This is a genomic window from Vibrio sp. PBL-C16, from assembly GCF_034321865.1.
GTDB classification, from domain to species: domain Bacteria; phylum Pseudomonadota; class Gammaproteobacteria; order Enterobacterales; family Vibrionaceae; genus Vibrio; species Vibrio alginolyticus.
Window position 1 is genome coordinate 1,764,490 of the sequence record NZ_JAXLNY010000001.1, and the last position, 15,858, is coordinate 1,780,347.

General features: G+C 43.4%; 17 protein-coding genes. 12 read left to right on the forward strand and 5 right to left on the reverse strand.

The genetic code is table 11. The features are described 5' to 3' along the window. Positions 1-52: 52 nt before the first annotated feature. Both UQW94_RS07750 and UQW94_RS07755 read right to left on the reverse strand, forming a co-directional pair. On the reverse strand, positions 53-1,396 hold the full coding sequence (locus tag UQW94_RS07750) for an MATE family efflux transporter (protein WP_025767935.1): 1,344 nt from the start codon (positions 1,394-1,396) through the stop codon (positions 53-55). 121 nt (positions 1,397-1,517) lie between these two features. Continuing rightward, positions 1,518-1,832 (reverse strand): DUF496 family protein, encoded by a 315-nt coding sequence (locus tag UQW94_RS07755; RefSeq protein WP_005373603.1) that lies wholly within the window; start codon positions 1,830-1,832, stop codon positions 1,518-1,520. A 241-nt stretch (positions 1,833-2,073) separates the two neighbouring features. Here UQW94_RS07755 and UQW94_RS07760 point away from each other — a divergent pair, with 241 nt between their 5' ends. The 8 genes from UQW94_RS07760 to UQW94_RS07795 all read left to right on the forward strand — a co-directional run bounded on the left by UQW94_RS07760 (position 2,074) and on the right by UQW94_RS07795 (position 10,306). After that, the gene (locus tag UQW94_RS07760; protein ID WP_031777159.1) at positions 2,074-2,277 is read left to right on the forward strand and encodes a hypothetical protein; all 204 of its coding nucleotides are present in this window, start codon (positions 2,074-2,076) and stop codon (positions 2,275-2,277) included. Between the two features lie 165 nt (positions 2,278-2,442). Next, a complete protein-coding gene (locus UQW94_RS07765; protein ID WP_005373594.1) occupies positions 2,443-3,093 on the forward strand; it encodes a YceH family protein in 651 nt (216 codons plus the stop codon). Then, the gene (locus tag UQW94_RS07770; RefSeq protein ID WP_005373593.1) at positions 3,090-3,407 is read left to right on the forward strand and encodes a GIY-YIG nuclease family protein; all 318 of its coding nucleotides are present in this window, start codon (positions 3,090-3,092) and stop codon (positions 3,405-3,407) included. Before UQW94_RS07765 ends, UQW94_RS07770 begins: the two co-directional genes overlap by 4 nt. A gap of 330 nt (positions 3,408-3,737) precedes the next feature. Further along, on the forward strand, positions 3,738-4,835 hold the full coding sequence (locus tag UQW94_RS07775) for an autoinducer 2-binding periplasmic protein LuxP (protein WP_104976231.1): 1,098 nt from the start codon (positions 3,738-3,740) through the stop codon (positions 4,833-4,835). After that, positions 4,835-7,411, forward strand: a complete 2,577-nt coding sequence (gene luxQ, locus UQW94_RS07780; protein WP_322142162.1) for a quorum-sensing autoinducer 2 sensor kinase/phosphatase LuxQ — start codon at positions 4,835-4,837, stop codon at positions 7,409-7,411. Before UQW94_RS07775 ends, luxQ begins: the two co-directional genes overlap by 1 nt. Positions 7,412-7,706: 295 nt before the next feature. Next, positions 7,707-8,162, forward strand: coding sequence for a transcriptional regulator SlyA (gene slyA / locus UQW94_RS07785; protein WP_005373589.1), 456 nt, complete (start codon positions 7,707-7,709; stop codon positions 8,160-8,162). Between the two features lie 35 nt (positions 8,163-8,197). Beyond that, on the forward strand, positions 8,198-9,256 hold the full coding sequence (locus UQW94_RS07790; protein ID WP_005373588.1) for an HlyD family secretion protein: 1,059 nt from the start codon (positions 8,198-8,200) through the stop codon (positions 9,254-9,256). A 12-nt stretch (positions 9,257-9,268) separates the two neighbouring features. Next, positions 9,269-10,306 (forward strand): DUF2955 domain-containing protein, encoded by a 1,038-nt coding sequence (locus UQW94_RS07795; RefSeq protein WP_017635179.1) that lies wholly within the window; start codon positions 9,269-9,271, stop codon positions 10,304-10,306. A gap of 2 nt (positions 10,307-10,308) precedes the next feature. Here UQW94_RS07795 and UQW94_RS07800 read toward each other — a convergent pair whose 3' ends face one another. Further along, on the reverse strand, positions 10,309-10,971 hold the full coding sequence (locus UQW94_RS07800) for a flagellar brake protein (protein ID WP_017635180.1): 663 nt from the start codon (positions 10,969-10,971) through the stop codon (positions 10,309-10,311). A 95-nt stretch (positions 10,972-11,066) separates the two neighbouring features. Beyond that, a complete protein-coding gene (locus tag UQW94_RS07805) occupies positions 11,067-11,993 on the reverse strand; it encodes a DMT family transporter (protein ID WP_025767932.1) in 927 nt (308 codons plus the stop codon). Between the two features lie 148 nt (positions 11,994-12,141). Between UQW94_RS07805 and UQW94_RS07810 the strand changes: the two genes are divergently transcribed. Both UQW94_RS07810 and UQW94_RS07815 read left to right on the forward strand, forming a co-directional pair. Beyond that, on the forward strand, positions 12,142-12,597 hold the full coding sequence (locus tag UQW94_RS07810) for an Lrp/AsnC family transcriptional regulator (protein ID WP_005373581.1): 456 nt from the start codon (positions 12,142-12,144) through the stop codon (positions 12,595-12,597). Positions 12,598-12,602: 5 nt separating this feature from the next. Continuing rightward, entirely contained in the window at positions 12,603-13,226 is a 624-nt protein-coding gene (locus UQW94_RS07815; RefSeq protein ID WP_167416148.1) for a class I SAM-dependent methyltransferase, read from the forward strand. A gap of 526 nt (positions 13,227-13,752) precedes the next feature. On the opposite strand, the gene UQW94_RS07825 is transcribed toward UQW94_RS07815, so the two are convergent. Then, positions 13,753-14,301: a hypothetical protein gene (locus UQW94_RS07825; RefSeq protein WP_017635183.1), complete on the reverse strand. Its 549-nt coding sequence runs from the start codon at positions 14,299-14,301 to the stop codon at positions 13,753-13,755. A gap of 103 nt (positions 14,302-14,404) precedes the next feature. On the opposite strand from UQW94_RS07825, the gene UQW94_RS07830 reads away from it, so the two are divergent. Next, complete coding sequence (locus tag UQW94_RS07830; protein WP_005385650.1) at positions 14,405-15,073, forward strand: SH3 domain-containing protein; 669 nt, start codon at positions 14,405-14,407, stop codon at positions 15,071-15,073. 168 nt (positions 15,074-15,241) lie between these two features. Continuing rightward, positions 15,242-15,721 carry a hypothetical protein gene (locus UQW94_RS07835; protein WP_005373572.1) on the forward strand — a complete coding sequence of 160 codons (480 nt, stop codon included), beginning with the start codon at positions 15,242-15,244 and terminating at the stop codon, positions 15,719-15,721. The last annotated feature ends 137 nt before the right edge of the window (positions 15,722-15,858 follow it).

Consider the following 15,858-nt stretch of genomic DNA (forward strand, 5'->3'; position numbering starts at 1 on the left):
GACAAGGCGTCAAAACGATAAAGCCCCACTTCAGGGGCTTAGTTCTGATTATTCATTGTTGTGCGTTGGCTTGAGCGCCTGCGAGTTTGCGTATGGTTTGGCGATAGGTTAGGTATGCGGAAACACCAGCTAACAGGTTGCCGATACAAGCGCCTAAGAGTAAACCTCGGATTCCATCCATTTGAGCGCCAACCCACAAGCACGGTAGGAAAAAGACAAACAAGCGCAGCGCTGAAATAGTGAGCGCGGTGTAAGATTTGCCTAATGCATTACAAAGAGAAACCATTAGCATACAAACCCCTAATGAACCCAAACTGATCGGCACTATCAGTAAATGCATTTCCAAGACTTGCTCCACTTGCACATCACTTGTCATCAATAATGCGAGTGGGTTTGCGACGGCAAATGTAATGGCAGCAATCAAAAGTTGGAAACCTAGAATGAATTTTACGGCAATACTGACGAGCCTTTGGATATCTTCATAGTTCTTTGCTCCAAGTAAGCGTCCAACCATTGGAGGCATAGACATTGTCAGCGCCAAGACCGAAACGATAGCAAAGAACTCATAGCGTGAACCAAGCGCCCAAGCGGCGACTGCTGCGGTTCCAAAGCTCGCCAATAATTTTGTTGCTAGCATGGAAGACAACGGTGGCAGCAGTTGGCTAATCATCGCAGGGCCCATAATGTTACCGATAGATGCAACACTTTTGGCTACGTTAAGATCTTGCCATTGTGTCGTTGCCCAGTGATTCTTTTTCACGCGAGGAGCGACGACTAAAATACCAAACCCAAAAGCGACGATGGTTGCTATTGCCGCTCCGTTAATACCCAAGTCAAATGTGAAAATAAATAGCGGATCGAGCACAAGGTTCACGCCGCTGGTTATCATCATCATTGTGCCAGGTAACATTGTATTGCCATTAGCTCGGCAGATACTGTAATAAAAATACAAAACCGCACCAGTCCATGAGCTTAATAACCACCAAGGCCAGTAACTGTCGATTATCGGCATAACAGATTCTGGAGCGCTTAATAGAGCTAAAATGGGGTAGCGCAAAAGCCAAATTAGCCCGCCAAAAATAGCGACACCAATTGAGCCGATCATCAATACTAATCCGCCCAGTTGTTTGGCATACCGACTTTCATTCGCCCCAAGAGCTTTAGAAATGACCGCTGTCGTTGCGATCCCTAGACCGACTTGAATGCCGATAATGACCATTTGCAAAGGCAGAGTGAAACCTTGAGCGGCTAACGGTAAAACGCCGAGCTGACCGATAAACGCGCTATCCACAAGCTGAAAGCTCATTAAAGACAGAACGCCAAAAAGCATTGGCCAGGTCATCGTAAATAATTGTTTTGCAAGCGTTGGTTGTGTACTTGTCGTAGTTGAAGACATAGAAAGCTGAATGCGTTAGGAATAAGAGTTAGATTGATTGTACACGGCGGTTAGTTTAGAGACAAAAATAAACCCCGAGGAAGATATTCTTGCTCGGGGTTCGAAAATCTAGCTTACGCGTTTATTTTTTGCCGCTAGTTTGCTTGTCTTCTTCAGTCAGCTCACGAATGCGACGGCTGATGTCACGACGTGCTTTAGAGATCTCAGCGCTTTTAATGATGTGGTCATCAACACGATCTTCATAGTCTGCTTTCATATTTTTGATGATTGCGACGATTTCATCGTGAGTCATTTCTGGTTTGATGTAGTCTAGAAGGTTTTCTAGAAGATCAACACGTTTACGGTTATCACGAACTTTCTTCTCGTTATCAAGAAGCTCACGTTTTAGTTTGTTTTTACGACGAGCTTGGTTAACGATTTCAAATACGCTACTCATAGTTCTCTTTCCTAATTTTATGAATATCTTCCTCGATTAAAGCACAACATCCAGTGGCATAACAGTCTTTAGATCAATAGCAATGCAGAGTTGAACATTTCTCAACCAATTGCGTTGTGTCCATATAATCGTGCTGCTTTCTTCGAGTTTTGGCCAACATTGTAGAATCCATCGATTCATTGTCATAACGTGGCCTTCACTATATTATCAACACCATTGAATGCAAAATGATGAACTTGATATGGACTCTGGTAACACTGCGGAGCAAGTAAATAGTCAAGATAATGAGCAAGTCACTCGCTCTGTGGCTGAAAAGTTAAAAACGGCGTATATCAACGCTCGCGAGCAACTCGAAATCATCGAAGTTGAGCTTAATCGTTCAAAAATAATGATGGTCGACCAAGATGGCAATTTGACGAGAGTGCCGATTCTCTCGGAGCATTGATACCTGACCCTATTCGTAAGGGGTGTCAGGTCTTACGCTATGCTTTAGCCTGACACCAACACCTGAACCGCTAACGCTTCTTGCACTGCTGTGTGAATTTATGGCGTATGATTTCGAAGCGATTTAGGTACAAAGTCAAATGCAAAAATAATAAGGAAATGCATTATGAAAGTTGAGCTAACGGCAATTGAAGCACGAGTTATTGGTTGCTTGATCGAAAAAGAAGTCACTACCCCAGATCTTTACCCCCTCAGCCTAAACGCATTAACCAACGCGTGTAATCAAAAAAGCAACCGTGATCCCGTGATGTCACTCTCTGAGTCAGACGTTCTCGATGCCGTTGATGCTCTTATTGAGCGCAGGCTCGTCAGTGACGAAAGTGCGTTCAACAGCCGCGTCAGCAAGTATCAACACCGTTTCTGTAATACGGAATTTGGTGATTTAAAGCTGACAGAGCAGGAGAAGGGCATTGTATGCTGTATGCTTTTGCGCGGTGCTCAAACACCTGGGGAAATTCGTACTCGTACTAATCGTCTCGCGACATTTCATGATGTAAAAGAAGTGGAAACGGTCCTTGAGCATTTAGCAAGCGAAGAGAAAGGACCATTAGTGGTCAAATTACCACGTGAGGCTGGTAAGCGGGAGTCGCGTTATATGCATTTGTTCTGTGGTGATGTTGATGCGTCCGAACTTGCAGCGCCTGTGTCTGCTGCAAGCTCGAGCTCCGATCGAGTAAGTCAGCTAGAGCTCGAAGTCGCTCAGCTGAAAGAAGAGCTGGATGAATTAAAAGCTAAGGTTGAGTCACTGCTTTCATGATGGAAAATACAACGCAGCGTTGGAGTGTCTACCTGATACGAAATAACCGCAACGCGTTGTATTGTGGTGTTACCAATGATGTTGAACGAAGATTCAATCAGCACCAAACCGGAAAAGGAGCGAAAGCTTTGAAGGGAAAAGGCCCTTTGGTATTGGAATGGTCATCGGATTTTGACTCAAAGACGCTTGCCATGCGAGCAGAGTACTATATTAAGCAACTAACTAAAGCGAAAAAAGAGCTGCTCGTTATGTCAAAAGCAAATATTGTCGTCGACGAACATCAACAAATGATGTTAGAGATAGTGGCACTCTGACAAGCCCTTGCTACGCAAAGATACACGGAAACCGCCTATGTCACATTGGCGGTTTCTTTTTGTTTTTGGAGTACCATGTAGGAATAAACTGACGCATAATGGGCTGGTGTTCTGTTTAAAGGTCCTGAATATGAAAAGCGCGAAATGTCTCTACGTTATCGAGACAAAGGAAGCGACTCAATGTACTTTATTTGCATCCACTCAGACCAAGAACCAATTTACTATTGAAACAGGCACTAAGAGGAAGGTAGATTACAAGAGTATAGGATGACTCGGCTAGGTAATGAATAGAGCTGAATTAGGCTCATAAAAAAGCTAAAAGAGCAGTAGATGAAAAAAGCGTTAGTATTCTCCCTGATTTCAATGGCCGCTTTTGCGCCGAATGTGCAGGCCACCCAAGTTCTTAATGGGTATTGGGCATATCAAGAGTTTTTAGACCAGTTTCCACAACAGAAGCAGTTAACTAGTGCGTTGGCTGAAGTGGTAAGAGAAACCCCTGTACCCGTAGCAAAAGACAAAAAGCGTCCACTGAAAATTTCTGTTGTTTATCCAGGGCAGCAGATCTCTGATTATTGGATTCGAAACATCGATGCGTTTGAAAAACGCCTAGATAAGCTTGATATCGACTATCAACTAAATCAAGTGTTTACTCGTCCTAATGCAGATATAAAGCAGCAAAGTTTGTCTTTAATGGAGGCGCTGAAAAGCAACTCCGATTACTTGATCTTTACTCTAGATACCACAAGACATCGTAAGTTTGTTGAGCATGTCTTAGATTCAAAGAAAACCAAGTTAATTTTACAAAATATCACCACACCTGTTAGGGATTGGGAACATCATCAGCCGTTTCTTTATGTTGGTTTCGACCACGCAGAAGGAAGTCGTGAATTGGCCGTTGAGTTTGGCAAGCGTTTCCCTAAACATAGCCACTATAGTGTTCTCTACTTCTCAGAGGGCTACATTAGTGACATCAGAGGCAACACTTTTATCAACCAAGTGAACCGCGATAATCAATTTAAACTACAATCTGCTTACTACACCAAAGCAACAAAGCAATCTGGGTATGAAGCAGCAAAAGCCAGTTTGGAGAAGTATCCGGACGTTGATTTCATTTACGCGTGTTCTACCGATGTAGCATTAGGTGCTGTTGACGCTCTTAAAGAGTTAGGTCGTGACGATGTCATGATCAATGGTTGGGGCGGCGGTTCAGCAGAGTTAGAGGCGCTTTCTAAAGGGGAGTTAGACGTTACCGTTATGCGTATGAACGATGATACAGGTATTGCAATGGCTGAGGCCATTAAGTGGGATTTAGAAGGAAAGCCAGTTCCCACCGTTTACTCTGGTGATTTTGAAGTCGTTACCAAATCGGACTCTCCAGAAAGAATTGAAGCATTAAGAAAACGTGCATTTAGATACTCAGATAATTGATGACAACTACATCAAAAACAAGAAAGCGTCGCTCACTGTCGACGCTTATTACCAAAATAATTATTCTCGTACTTGCTCCGATCATTCTAGGCATCTTTGTTCAGAGTTATTACTTCTCGAAGCAGATTATTTGGCAGGAAGTCGACCGAACCAATCAGCAGACCTCTGCCCTGATCCTGAACATTTTTGATAGCCATTTTGCAGCGATTCAGATTCATCACAACAGCAATTCGAAAAGTGATGTTGTATTGGATTTTTATACAGAACGTGATGAAGAGGCACTCAATTACTTTTTCATGAGTATTGACCAGAGTGATCCTTCCCATACACCAGAGTTTCGTTTCCTAACCGATCATCAAGGTATTATTTGGGACGATGGCAACGCGCATTTCTATGGCATCAACAATCTGATACTTAGCCGACTTGCCAGTCAGGTGACCTTTAGCAACAACTGGTATTATCTACCCTCACAGACCCCGATGGGAACTCGCCATCTGTTACTTCGTCGCGTACCCGTTTTACAACCTAAAACCGGTGAAGTGATGGGGTACTCTTACAATGTTGTTGTTTTAGATAATAACTTTGGGTTGATGGAAAGGCTAAAAAATGAAGGCAACGTCGACAATGTTGTGTTGGTCGCTAACAACACACCATTGGCAAGTTCATTAGTAGGAGATGAGGCTTATCAAATATTTGACGTACTCAAACGACGAGAGTCCCAGCACAAGCTTGACCAATTATTGATCATCAAAACCCCTATTGAGGTAAATGCCGCCGAGACTGACTTGTGCTTGCTTACTGTGCAAGACAATCAGAGCGTGGTGACATTGCAAATCCAACACCTGCTAGCAATGCTAGCCTCAGTTATCGGTATGGTCATGATTGCGCTAATGACTAAAGAATGGATCGAGAATCGTGTAGTTGAAGAGTTAGGATCCCTGATGGCATATACCCGCTCGGCTCGTGAAGAAAAAGGATTTGAGCGTTTTGAGGGGTCAGATATTGAGGAATTCGATCATATTGGTTCGACACTAGAAAACACTTTTGAAGAGCTTGAAGCACAAAAGCGGTCTTTCCGCGACCTGTTTAACTTTGCGTTATCACCTATTATGGTGTGGTCTGAATCGGGTGTACTTGTCCAAATCAATCCGGCAGCACGCAAAGAGTTAGTCATGGAAAACGATGTTGAAACCATGCACCCAGTGTTCAAAGGTTTCAAAGAAAAGTTGATGCCACACCTTCGCATGGCGGCTCAGGGAGCTACGTTGACAGGCGTTAATGTGCCAATTGGAGACAAAGTATATCGCTGGAACTTATCGCCGATTCGAGTTGATGGAGATATTAGCGGTATTATTGTTCAAGGTCAGGATATAACCACGCTTATTGAGGCGGAAAAACAGAGTAACTTGGCGCGCAAAGAAGCAGAAAAATCTGCTCAAGCCCGTGCCGACTTTCTGGCTAAAATGAGCCATGAGATCCGAACGCCAATCAATGGAATTTTAGGGGTTGCTCAATTGCTAAAAGACTCTGTGGAAACAGAAGAGCAGAATAACCAAATTGACGTACTTCGGCATAGTGGTGAGCACTTACTTGCTGTTTTGAATGATATTTTGGACTTTTCGAAGATTGAGCAGGGTAAGTTTAATATCCAAAAGCACCCGTTTTCTTTCACTGATACAATTCGAACGTTAGAAAACATTTATCGTCCTATTTGTGAAAGTAAAGGCGTCAACCTTGTCATTGAAAACAAAATAGATCCCAATGTTGAAATCTTTACTGACCAAGTTCGTCTGAACCAAATTTTATTCAACCTAGTCAGTAATTCTGTGAAGTTTACGCCCTCGGGTAGCGTGCGCTTGCATGCGGAACTGGAGCAGTTCTATGGTGCTGACAATAGCGTGCTGGTCGTGGAAATTACGGATACAGGTATCGGCATCGAGTCTGACAAACTCGACCAAATGTTCGAACCTTTTGTTCAAGAAGAAGCAACAACGACTCGAGAATACGGTGGTAGTGGCTTAGGGCTGACCATTGTGAAGAGCCTTGTCGACATGCTGGAAGGTGATGTTCAAGTCCGCAGTCAGAAAGGTTTAGGAACGACTTTTGTCATTACAATGCCAGTGAAAGATCGTGAGCGAGTACTCACCCCTCTTGATTCGAGTTTGCGAGTTAAGCCAGGTGAACTATTTGCAGAGAGTCTCAAAGTGTTGTTGGTAGAGGATAACCATACTAACGCATTCATTCTAAAAGCGTTTTGTAACAAGTACAAAATGCAGGTTGATTGGGCGAAAGATGGGTTAGAAGCAATGGAATTCTTAAAAGATCATACTTACGATTTGATACTGATGGACAACCAACTTCCGCATCTTGGTGGAATTGAAACGACCAAAGAGATCCGACAAAAGCTAAAACTAGGCACGCCAATTTATGCGTGTACTGCTGACACCGCGAAAGAAACCAGTGACGCCTTTATGGAATCGGGTGCAAATTACGTGCTTCTCAAGCCGATTAAAGAAAATGCGCTCCATGAAGCATTTGTGGATTTTAAACAGCGGTTCTTAGTCGAGCGAACATGAATAATTGGCTCACTACGAGATAACCCAATTATTCATTATCTGAAAAGCACAACACCATGACTGTGGGTTGTGCTTTTTTGTATCTGACCCTTTTACTCTTATACAAATCAGACTTTATTGGTCTCGACGTTTGTTGTGTACATCGCTGCATTTCAAGTTCAAACATAGTGTTGTGTTACTTAGATTTCTGCCCCTTCACTGACACACCCAACGTGATTTCAATCACAAAAAGATATTTACTTAGCGTGCTAACTATTTTATATTACTTAGCACGCTAAGTAATTGAGTAGATCTTATGATTCAAGACATCAACAGTTTGCGAGACCTTTCTCTGGCTGAAAAATTATCTCGTGTTGCTCGTTTGTGGAAAATGGTTGCAGATCGCGAGTTAGAGCCTTTAAACCTAACGTATCCGCGTTGGACTGCGTTATGGAAGCTTTATCGAATGGGTGACAACATCAGTCAGAAGCATTTGGCTGAAGCGCTTGAGATCGAGTTAGCGTCGTTGATGCGAACATTAAAATTATTAGAAGAGCAATCTCTGATCACTCGCCATTGCTGTGAACACGATAAGCGAGCACGTATTGTTAGCCTCACAGAAGAGGGGAAAACCCTACTAAAGCAAATGGAGGCTCGGATTCTTCAAGTTCGAAGCAAGCTCCTAACGGACATCAACGACCAGGAACTTCAGCAGCTTTCATTGATTCTTGATCAGATTGCTCACAATGCGCTTGATTCACTTAGCGAATAAGTCAGAAAACCGAATAAAAAGAGAAGTAAACGCCTATGACTCCAGATCAAAAATTCGCACGTTGGATCAAATATTCTTGCGTCGCGTTTGTCCTTGTCTTTGCCTATTTTCTAGTTGCAGATCTCGCTATGCCGTTGACGCCTCAGGCAATGGCAACGCGTGTGGTAACTAAAGTGGCCCCCCGTGTGAGTGGGCAGATTACGCATCTTTATGTTGCCAACAACCAAGAAATAAGCCAAGGCGATCTACTATTTCAGATTGATCCCCAGCCTTATCAGCTCGCCGTAGAAAAGGCTCAGCTTAACCTCGAGCGTGTGATTCAAAACAACGAACAACTTGATGCTTCTATTGCTGCGGCAAAAGCAGACGTTGAAGCGAGCAAAATCGTGGCGGAACAAAAAGTTCGCGAAGCAAAACGTCTTAATACTCTGTTTCACCGTAATGGTACTTCGCAACAGCAGCGCGATGACGCACAGAGCAGTGCAACGGCAGCTAAAGCGAACTTACTGGCCGCACGTGCTCGTTTAAAAGAGTTGGAAGTAAACCGCGGTGATTTAGGCGCGACGAATGTGAATATCCGCGTAGCGCAAAACCAGCTAAAACAAGCGGAACTTAATCTGTCTTACACTCAAGTCTCGGCGGAACATGATGGCGTTGTCGCTAACTTGCAGTTGGAGACGGGGGCCTATGCGGCAGCTGGTACACCTCTTGTCGCTTTAGTCTCCGATGACGTGGATATCATTGCCGACTTTCGTGAAAAGAGTTTACGACACTTTAATCAGAACAGCCGTGCGTTAGTGGCTTTTGATAGCTTGCCTGGTGATGTATTTGAAGCTCGTATTACAAGTGTGGATGCCGGGGTCAGCTCGGGTCAATTCGATGCGGATGGTCGCTTAGCAACACCAACTGACTCAAACCGTTGGGTGAGAGACGCGCAGCGCTTACGTTTACATTTAGCTATCGATGAACCTCAGCAGCGCGCATTTCCAGCAGGGGCACGAGCAACCGTGCAGTTGTTGCCAGAAAACGCATTATCTGGCTGGTTAGCGAGGTGCCAGATCCAATTCTTGAGTCTTCTTCATTATATTTATTAACGAGGAGGCGATATGAAGTTATGGGACCACCCCATGTCGGAAAACGACTTCCGTCAGTGTTTGCGCATTGCAACTGGTGCGACCATTGGTTTCACTTTATGTAAAGTATTTGGTTGGAACTATGGCGTATTCTTTACTGTAACCCCGATGCTGTTACTTGGAATGGTGCCAGTCATGAGTCTACATGCCGCACGACAACTGATTTTTTCAGCGGTTGTGTGTGGATTAGAAGTTGGTGTTCTTGGTGGGTTATTTGGTGGGCACCCTGGCATGATGACAATCATTGCATTCGGGTTGTTTCTGTATAAATTCGCCTGTATGTCAAAAGGGAGCTTGTTCTTATTTGGAGCGAACAGCGTACTGAGCTTAAGCATCATGCTGCATTTTGCGAGTTATCCAACCACTGACTTAAATGACCTAATATTTAGCAATCTGCAAGCGAATGTTATTTCAGTGATCGTTGCTTATGTGGTGACATTTTTGATTCCCGATGCGGAACCTCGTCAGCCACCAGCGAAACCGTCGCAGCCTAAACAGAGTCATCGAATGCGTCATGAAGCCCTTATGGGGGCGAGTATCGCTACAATGTCTTTCCTTGTATTCCAGCTATTTGACCTCAGTGACTCTATGTCTGCTCAGGCGACAACCTTACTTTTATTGTTTCCTATGCATTGGAACGGTGCTTTAGGGTATGCGCGAAAAAGAGCAATGGGAACCTTGATGGGGGTGACCTTTGGTATCGTCGGACAACTTGTATTATACGATTGGTCGGATACCTTATTGTTTATCGTCCCATTGCTTTGGATTGGTGCGATGATGTTCAGTTATATGCACGTGAAAGAGTCTAGCGGTTCGGGAGCCGGATTTGGCGGTTTAACCACATTAGGCATTTTGTTCGGCCAATATCTTACTCCGGATGGTGACTTAATGTTCAGTGCGCTGTATCGCGTGAGCAGTATTTTGTTTGCTATTGTTGCGACGCTGCTTGTGACCTATACGGTTCACAGAATACTCAACAGCTTTGAGGCGACGCGCTTTAGCGAGCAGTAAGTTCAGACGTTACTGGTTAGAAAGGATTGCTCCAGTAACTCTGTTTTTAGTTCGTGAGTCATCTCAATGGGACTGGCAAACTTAATTCCAACTACCCATCCCTTCACCAATTTCTTAATGTTGGCAATGACACATCGATTTTCTTCTCCGATATAGTGGCTTAACGGGCATTCGATGGTAACACTCTCACCCACGTTGAATTCGGGCTCAATCAAGGTTGATATACCAACACCTGCTAGAGAGAAATCGATAAGGCTACCGTCGTAGACATTCCCTGCATGAATAACGTTACAGTCCATTTGCAACTTGTAACGCTCATGTTCCCGAACTGGTTTGGTTGCAAATGTTCCTGGAATGCGGATAAACAAAAGGGGGGATGGTCGAACGGTCGTCGTCAGCACGCTGGACTTAAACGCAATGACATGGCCTAACTCCGTATCTGATACACCACGCACGATGACATCGGCGTTGGGGAGTTTTCTCATCACTTGCTCTTCAAGCAAACGCATTGGTATATCAAGAATCAAATAAGCATTTTCTTTCATCCCCAGATAGGTGGTGGAATACGTATATTGATCCTTAGGCCCAAATTCGAAATTAGTAGAAAGCTTCATTCCCGGTTTGAGAAACCTATGCAGTTCATCTTTAGTATGAGTGGCTGGCATCACATTGGCGTTTTAATTTTTTAGTTAAGCTGAGGCTATCAAAACGCCATTTTGTTATTCAAGATAGTAAGGCATAAGTTTTTGTAAAATCATCGCTATCTGTGAAGTGGTGGGCGATAAGTTTGGTTCATTCCATCTTTCATAAAGATTTGGCTTGCCACAATACTGCCGCATGTGACCAACATCAGCGCTAACCAAGTGAGAGAATCTGGTTGTTCACCAAAAATTGGAACGGCAAGAAGTGTCGCGACGACTGGAGTTAATGAACCAAAAGCAGCGCTGGCTTCGGCACCGATGATCCTAATTGCATAAATGAAAGTGAAAGAAGCGATTAAACCTGCGCCAACACCTTGTAGCATCGCGTGGCCAAATAACTCCTCCCATGGCCACTGGCTGAACGGTGTTACCACCAAATAACTGTCTACCCACCCGAAACCAACGGCGATGATGAGCAGAGCCAAAGACGCGATTGCAACGAATCCTGCACAGACGTGTGCATTAAGATTGGCGACACGAGCGCTGATGGTGAAAGCAGCCCACATGATGCTGCCAGTTAGAAACAGGATATGCCCTTGTAATTGAGACCAGTTGTACTCTGCGCCGCTATTAGAAAGAAGGAATACGAAAATCCCTAACAGCACCGTAGAAAGCCCGATTAAGCGGTGAGCACTCAGCGACTGTTGATAACAAAGTACCGCGATAGCAGAAACAAACAATGGCAAAGTGCCAGGTACTAATGCACTGCCGTGCGCCACGGGAGCGAAATGCATAGCCGTTCCGACGACCAGAAGATAGGGAAGGCCGCTTCCAACCACAACACCAACCAGGTAGCGTTTAGGCACTACGCGCAGCGACTGTTTATGCTTAATCACAAATGGTAATAAAATTATACTTGGGATGAGAAAGCGAACTAACGCGATATCGGCTGGCTGCAAGGCAGAAATTGCGCCCCCTTTTAAAGAAATAAAGAAACCAGACCAAAGCAGTAAGGTCGTTAATATAGCTGCGTATCCCAAGATCATTATCGACATGTCCATTTGTAAATGATGTGTTAATTGTTGAATAAAACTCTTGCCAAAGGGAGGCAAAGTTTGACGTGATTAGGCTTGATGTTGGTGATAAATTGCGTATAAGTGTTAATTGTTGGTGATTAAAGGCACGGAAGAATAAATGGATAAAATTGACAGGCAACTTATCAACCTAATGCAGAAGGATGCCACTCTGACAACGGCAGAACTTGCTGATCAAGTAGGGCTATCGGCATCACCTTGTGCAAGACGCATTAAGCGTTTGGAGCAGGAAGGTGTAATAAGTGGTTATCGAGCTATTGTGTCCAGAGACACTGTAGGCATCGCAATGACTGTATTTGTTGAAGTGAGTTTAAATAACCACCAAGCTTCTTCGATTGATGAGTTTGAACATGCCGTTGTTGAGATGGATGAAGTGATCTCATGCCATGTCGTATCAGGGGCCTATGATTACCTGTTAGAGGTGGTCAGTAAAGATCTCGCTGGTTATGAAACATTTACTAGAAAGTTACAGCGATTAGAAAATGTGAAAGATATTCATACCCACCTGGCGATTAGACAAGTGAAAGGAAATGGCAGTTTGCCGATTTATGCATAAGAAAGATGAAATTTTTCGATAGACTTAAGATTGCCCACTATCATCGAAAGCGATATAGACAGTTTGGTAAAGACAGAGCCCGAACTTTGGGATGGGCAGATAAGTATAGTCAGAACAGCCGTTTTGAGGCGTTGTGCCGAGGGTTAACGTTAGACGGTTCAAGTATTTTAGATATTGGGTGCGGCTACGGAGACTTGTTAGCGTTTATCGAACTTACGGGGTTGCATCCTCAAAGCTATATTGGCATTGATCAGCAAAAACAATTTATCTCTGAAGCCAGAAAACGAGATTTTCGTACGCAAAGTAAGTTTATATGTGGCGACTTTTCAACGTTGGTATTGCCTCGTTGCGATTTTGTTTTTGCTTCCGGATCATTGAACTATCAATCCACCAACCCAAATCATACCATTGAAATGATTGATAAAATGTACCGAGCGACAGAGAAAGGTTGTGTGTTTAACTTGTTGGATGAATCCAAACTACCCAGCATGAAAATGTTAGCGTCGCACAATAAAGAAGGTGTCTTTCGCTATTGTCGGTTGCTGTGTCCGAATACACGATTGATTGAGGGATACTCCGAGCACGACTTTACGATTGCCATGATCAAAAAAGCGGAGTCCGTTTCCTGACTCCGCTTAATAAATTCTTAAGCCTTATTGGTTTTTGTATTGTGAGATTTCACAGTTACCTGTGTATCTATCAACCTTGAATGAGAACGCGGCTGAATGGTATTCCCTCCCATCACTCCATATTGTTTCTCCGAAGATTTTACAAAGATCCAAATCACTGATTGAACCGAACTCTTTTACGTGCCTAACTACTGACAAAAACTTGGCTTTGGTAGCATTAGGACATTCCCTGTTACTTAATCGATTGATAACCATGTTTGTAGCATCATCTCCAGCCAAATGTGACTTTTTATTAAATTTTATTAATGGCTAAACTAACCAAAAAATGTCCATAAGTAAAGCATTAATGTGACGTATGTCTCTATAAATTGATTGTCTTGGTCATGGTTTAGTCAAGTTTGTCAAAGGGAACAATCCCATTATTTACATTTGATATCGTTCACGACTAAGGAAAGATAAAAAGCACGAATAACGTCCAATATTGGAGTGAAAAACCAACATCGTCTATTCAAAACTGGCTCTGTTTTTACTTCGAAACATCTTGAGCGTATTGAAGCGCTCGGGCTTCTTTATCATAGACTTGTGACAGAGTTTGATATTGTGAAGAGAGGCGCTTGTAATCTTCAGCAAGTTCCAAAGCGTTGGTGTTATACCATTCCGCAGTTATTTGATTGGCTGTTTTGTTTGACTCGCGGCACTTCTGGGCCAGTATCTCCCACCCATTTGCTGACCATTGGGATTGTGTGCTCAATTTAAGCAGCTGATTCGCTTTAGTTGTGAGCTCTTCTTTGTATTGAATCGATGCTTTTAATTGCGCTTTGAACACATTTTGGTTCGACTTGGCACGCCAAAGTAGCACGAGCTCATGCAGTGAAAAGGTTTCGGACAATAACTGACGCTGTTTATGTTCGGTCAAAAGTGTATTGAATACCTCAACATGCTGATTGTAATTGGACTCTAAACGATTGAATTGGGTAAGATTGTCATTCCACGACGATGGGTTACATTGAATATTGGCGTGCCCCGTTATCGGGAACAGAAGAAATAGTAGTATCCAATTGAGTCTGTTGATCATTATTGCTCGCGTTAGTTGACTTGCTCTTTTGAGTATATACCCAAATTTCTACGACATGCGTGCTGCTGGTGGGATAAGAATAAAGAATGAAAAGGAAAAGGGCATGAAGAAAATTCTCGTCGCATTGATTGTCATGCTGTTGCTCGGCGGAGCGGGGGCTGGATACTATTTCTTCTTTATGCAGAAAGATGAACCTGAAGCACCAAAGGCTACACAAGTCGAGCAATCGTCACTGCAAAAAGAAACATCCAAACCGATTCTGGATTTAGAAGCCGTTCCCCCGGAAGTTACCGAGTACTACGTTATTGAGCGTCGTGTCAATGTTTACAACAAGCCTAACCCTAATGCTTTAGTTGTCGATACGCTCTATAAGGGAGAAAAAGTATCGGTGTTAGAAAAAGTAGATGGGTGGTACCGAATCTCCGGCTATCTTGTCTATGAAGAGGGTGGAGAAGAAAAAGCCGAATGGTTGAATGCTGAAGGGTTATCGGATGCAGAGCCAGTTATTAAAGAGCAAGAGCGCTTAGAGATATTGGATGAATACCTACAGAAGTCGGATGATTTAAAAGTTCACTTGGATATTTTCCGTAAGAAAACACAGCAATTGTTAGACGATGAAACCTGTGATCCGAGTGATTTTGAGGAGCTCGGAGGCTGGGTTCGTTCTGTGACGTTCAAAAAGCGCAACGTTTACTTCATCTATTGTGGCGGTTTGGAGCAAGAGAACAAGATCTACTTAGATGTTGATAAGGGCGATATTTTTTATCGATAACTCACCACCAATTACACTAGTTTTCTAAAGACGTTTTGATAAATGCAATAACGATGCAAACCTGAAATCAGAGATTTATAACTTTTTAGTTGTGAACCATAATCAATAGGAATACTATCAACGAGTCAAGTGACCTAACTTGGCTCTTTGTGTTTTTAGTGAGTTCCTATGCCTTGGATTTACCTTAGAAAGTTGATTTTGCTGCTATTTGCAATGGTATTGCTACCAGTGCATGTATCTGCTGCGCAAATCGACCACAAGGCTCACGTACCGCACTTTTCTAAGCTACAACCTTTTGTAGCCGTAAGTGTATCGCCAAACTCTTCCGTCGATTTTTCTGAAGTTTCAGAAGAAAGCTCTCAATCTCCAGTATCTGAAGGCCATGCAAGTCTCGATTCCGTTGCTTTGTTTAACTCTCAGCGCTGGACGTCTTACTTACGGGAAGGGCTTGATGACGAGCACGTAGATTTTGTCGGCGATCTCACTACTCCGTTTTACGCTGATGCGGGTTACGCATACAGCTTGATGGACATTAACTGGCGTCACAACCAGTCCACATTTTATCATTTCACAAGCGATCATCGCATTTCTGGTTGGAAAGAGACCAATGCCATGTACGTCGCACTCAATAGTCAGTTTTCTGCCTAAACACCATTTATTTGCACCATTGTGCACTCTTAACACGACGATTGTATTCGACAGGACGTGAGCGTTCTGAGCATTTCATACCCTGAATTTATTCTGGGAGCATCTGTCGTGTGTTAAGCCTTGTTATTAAAAGCTTC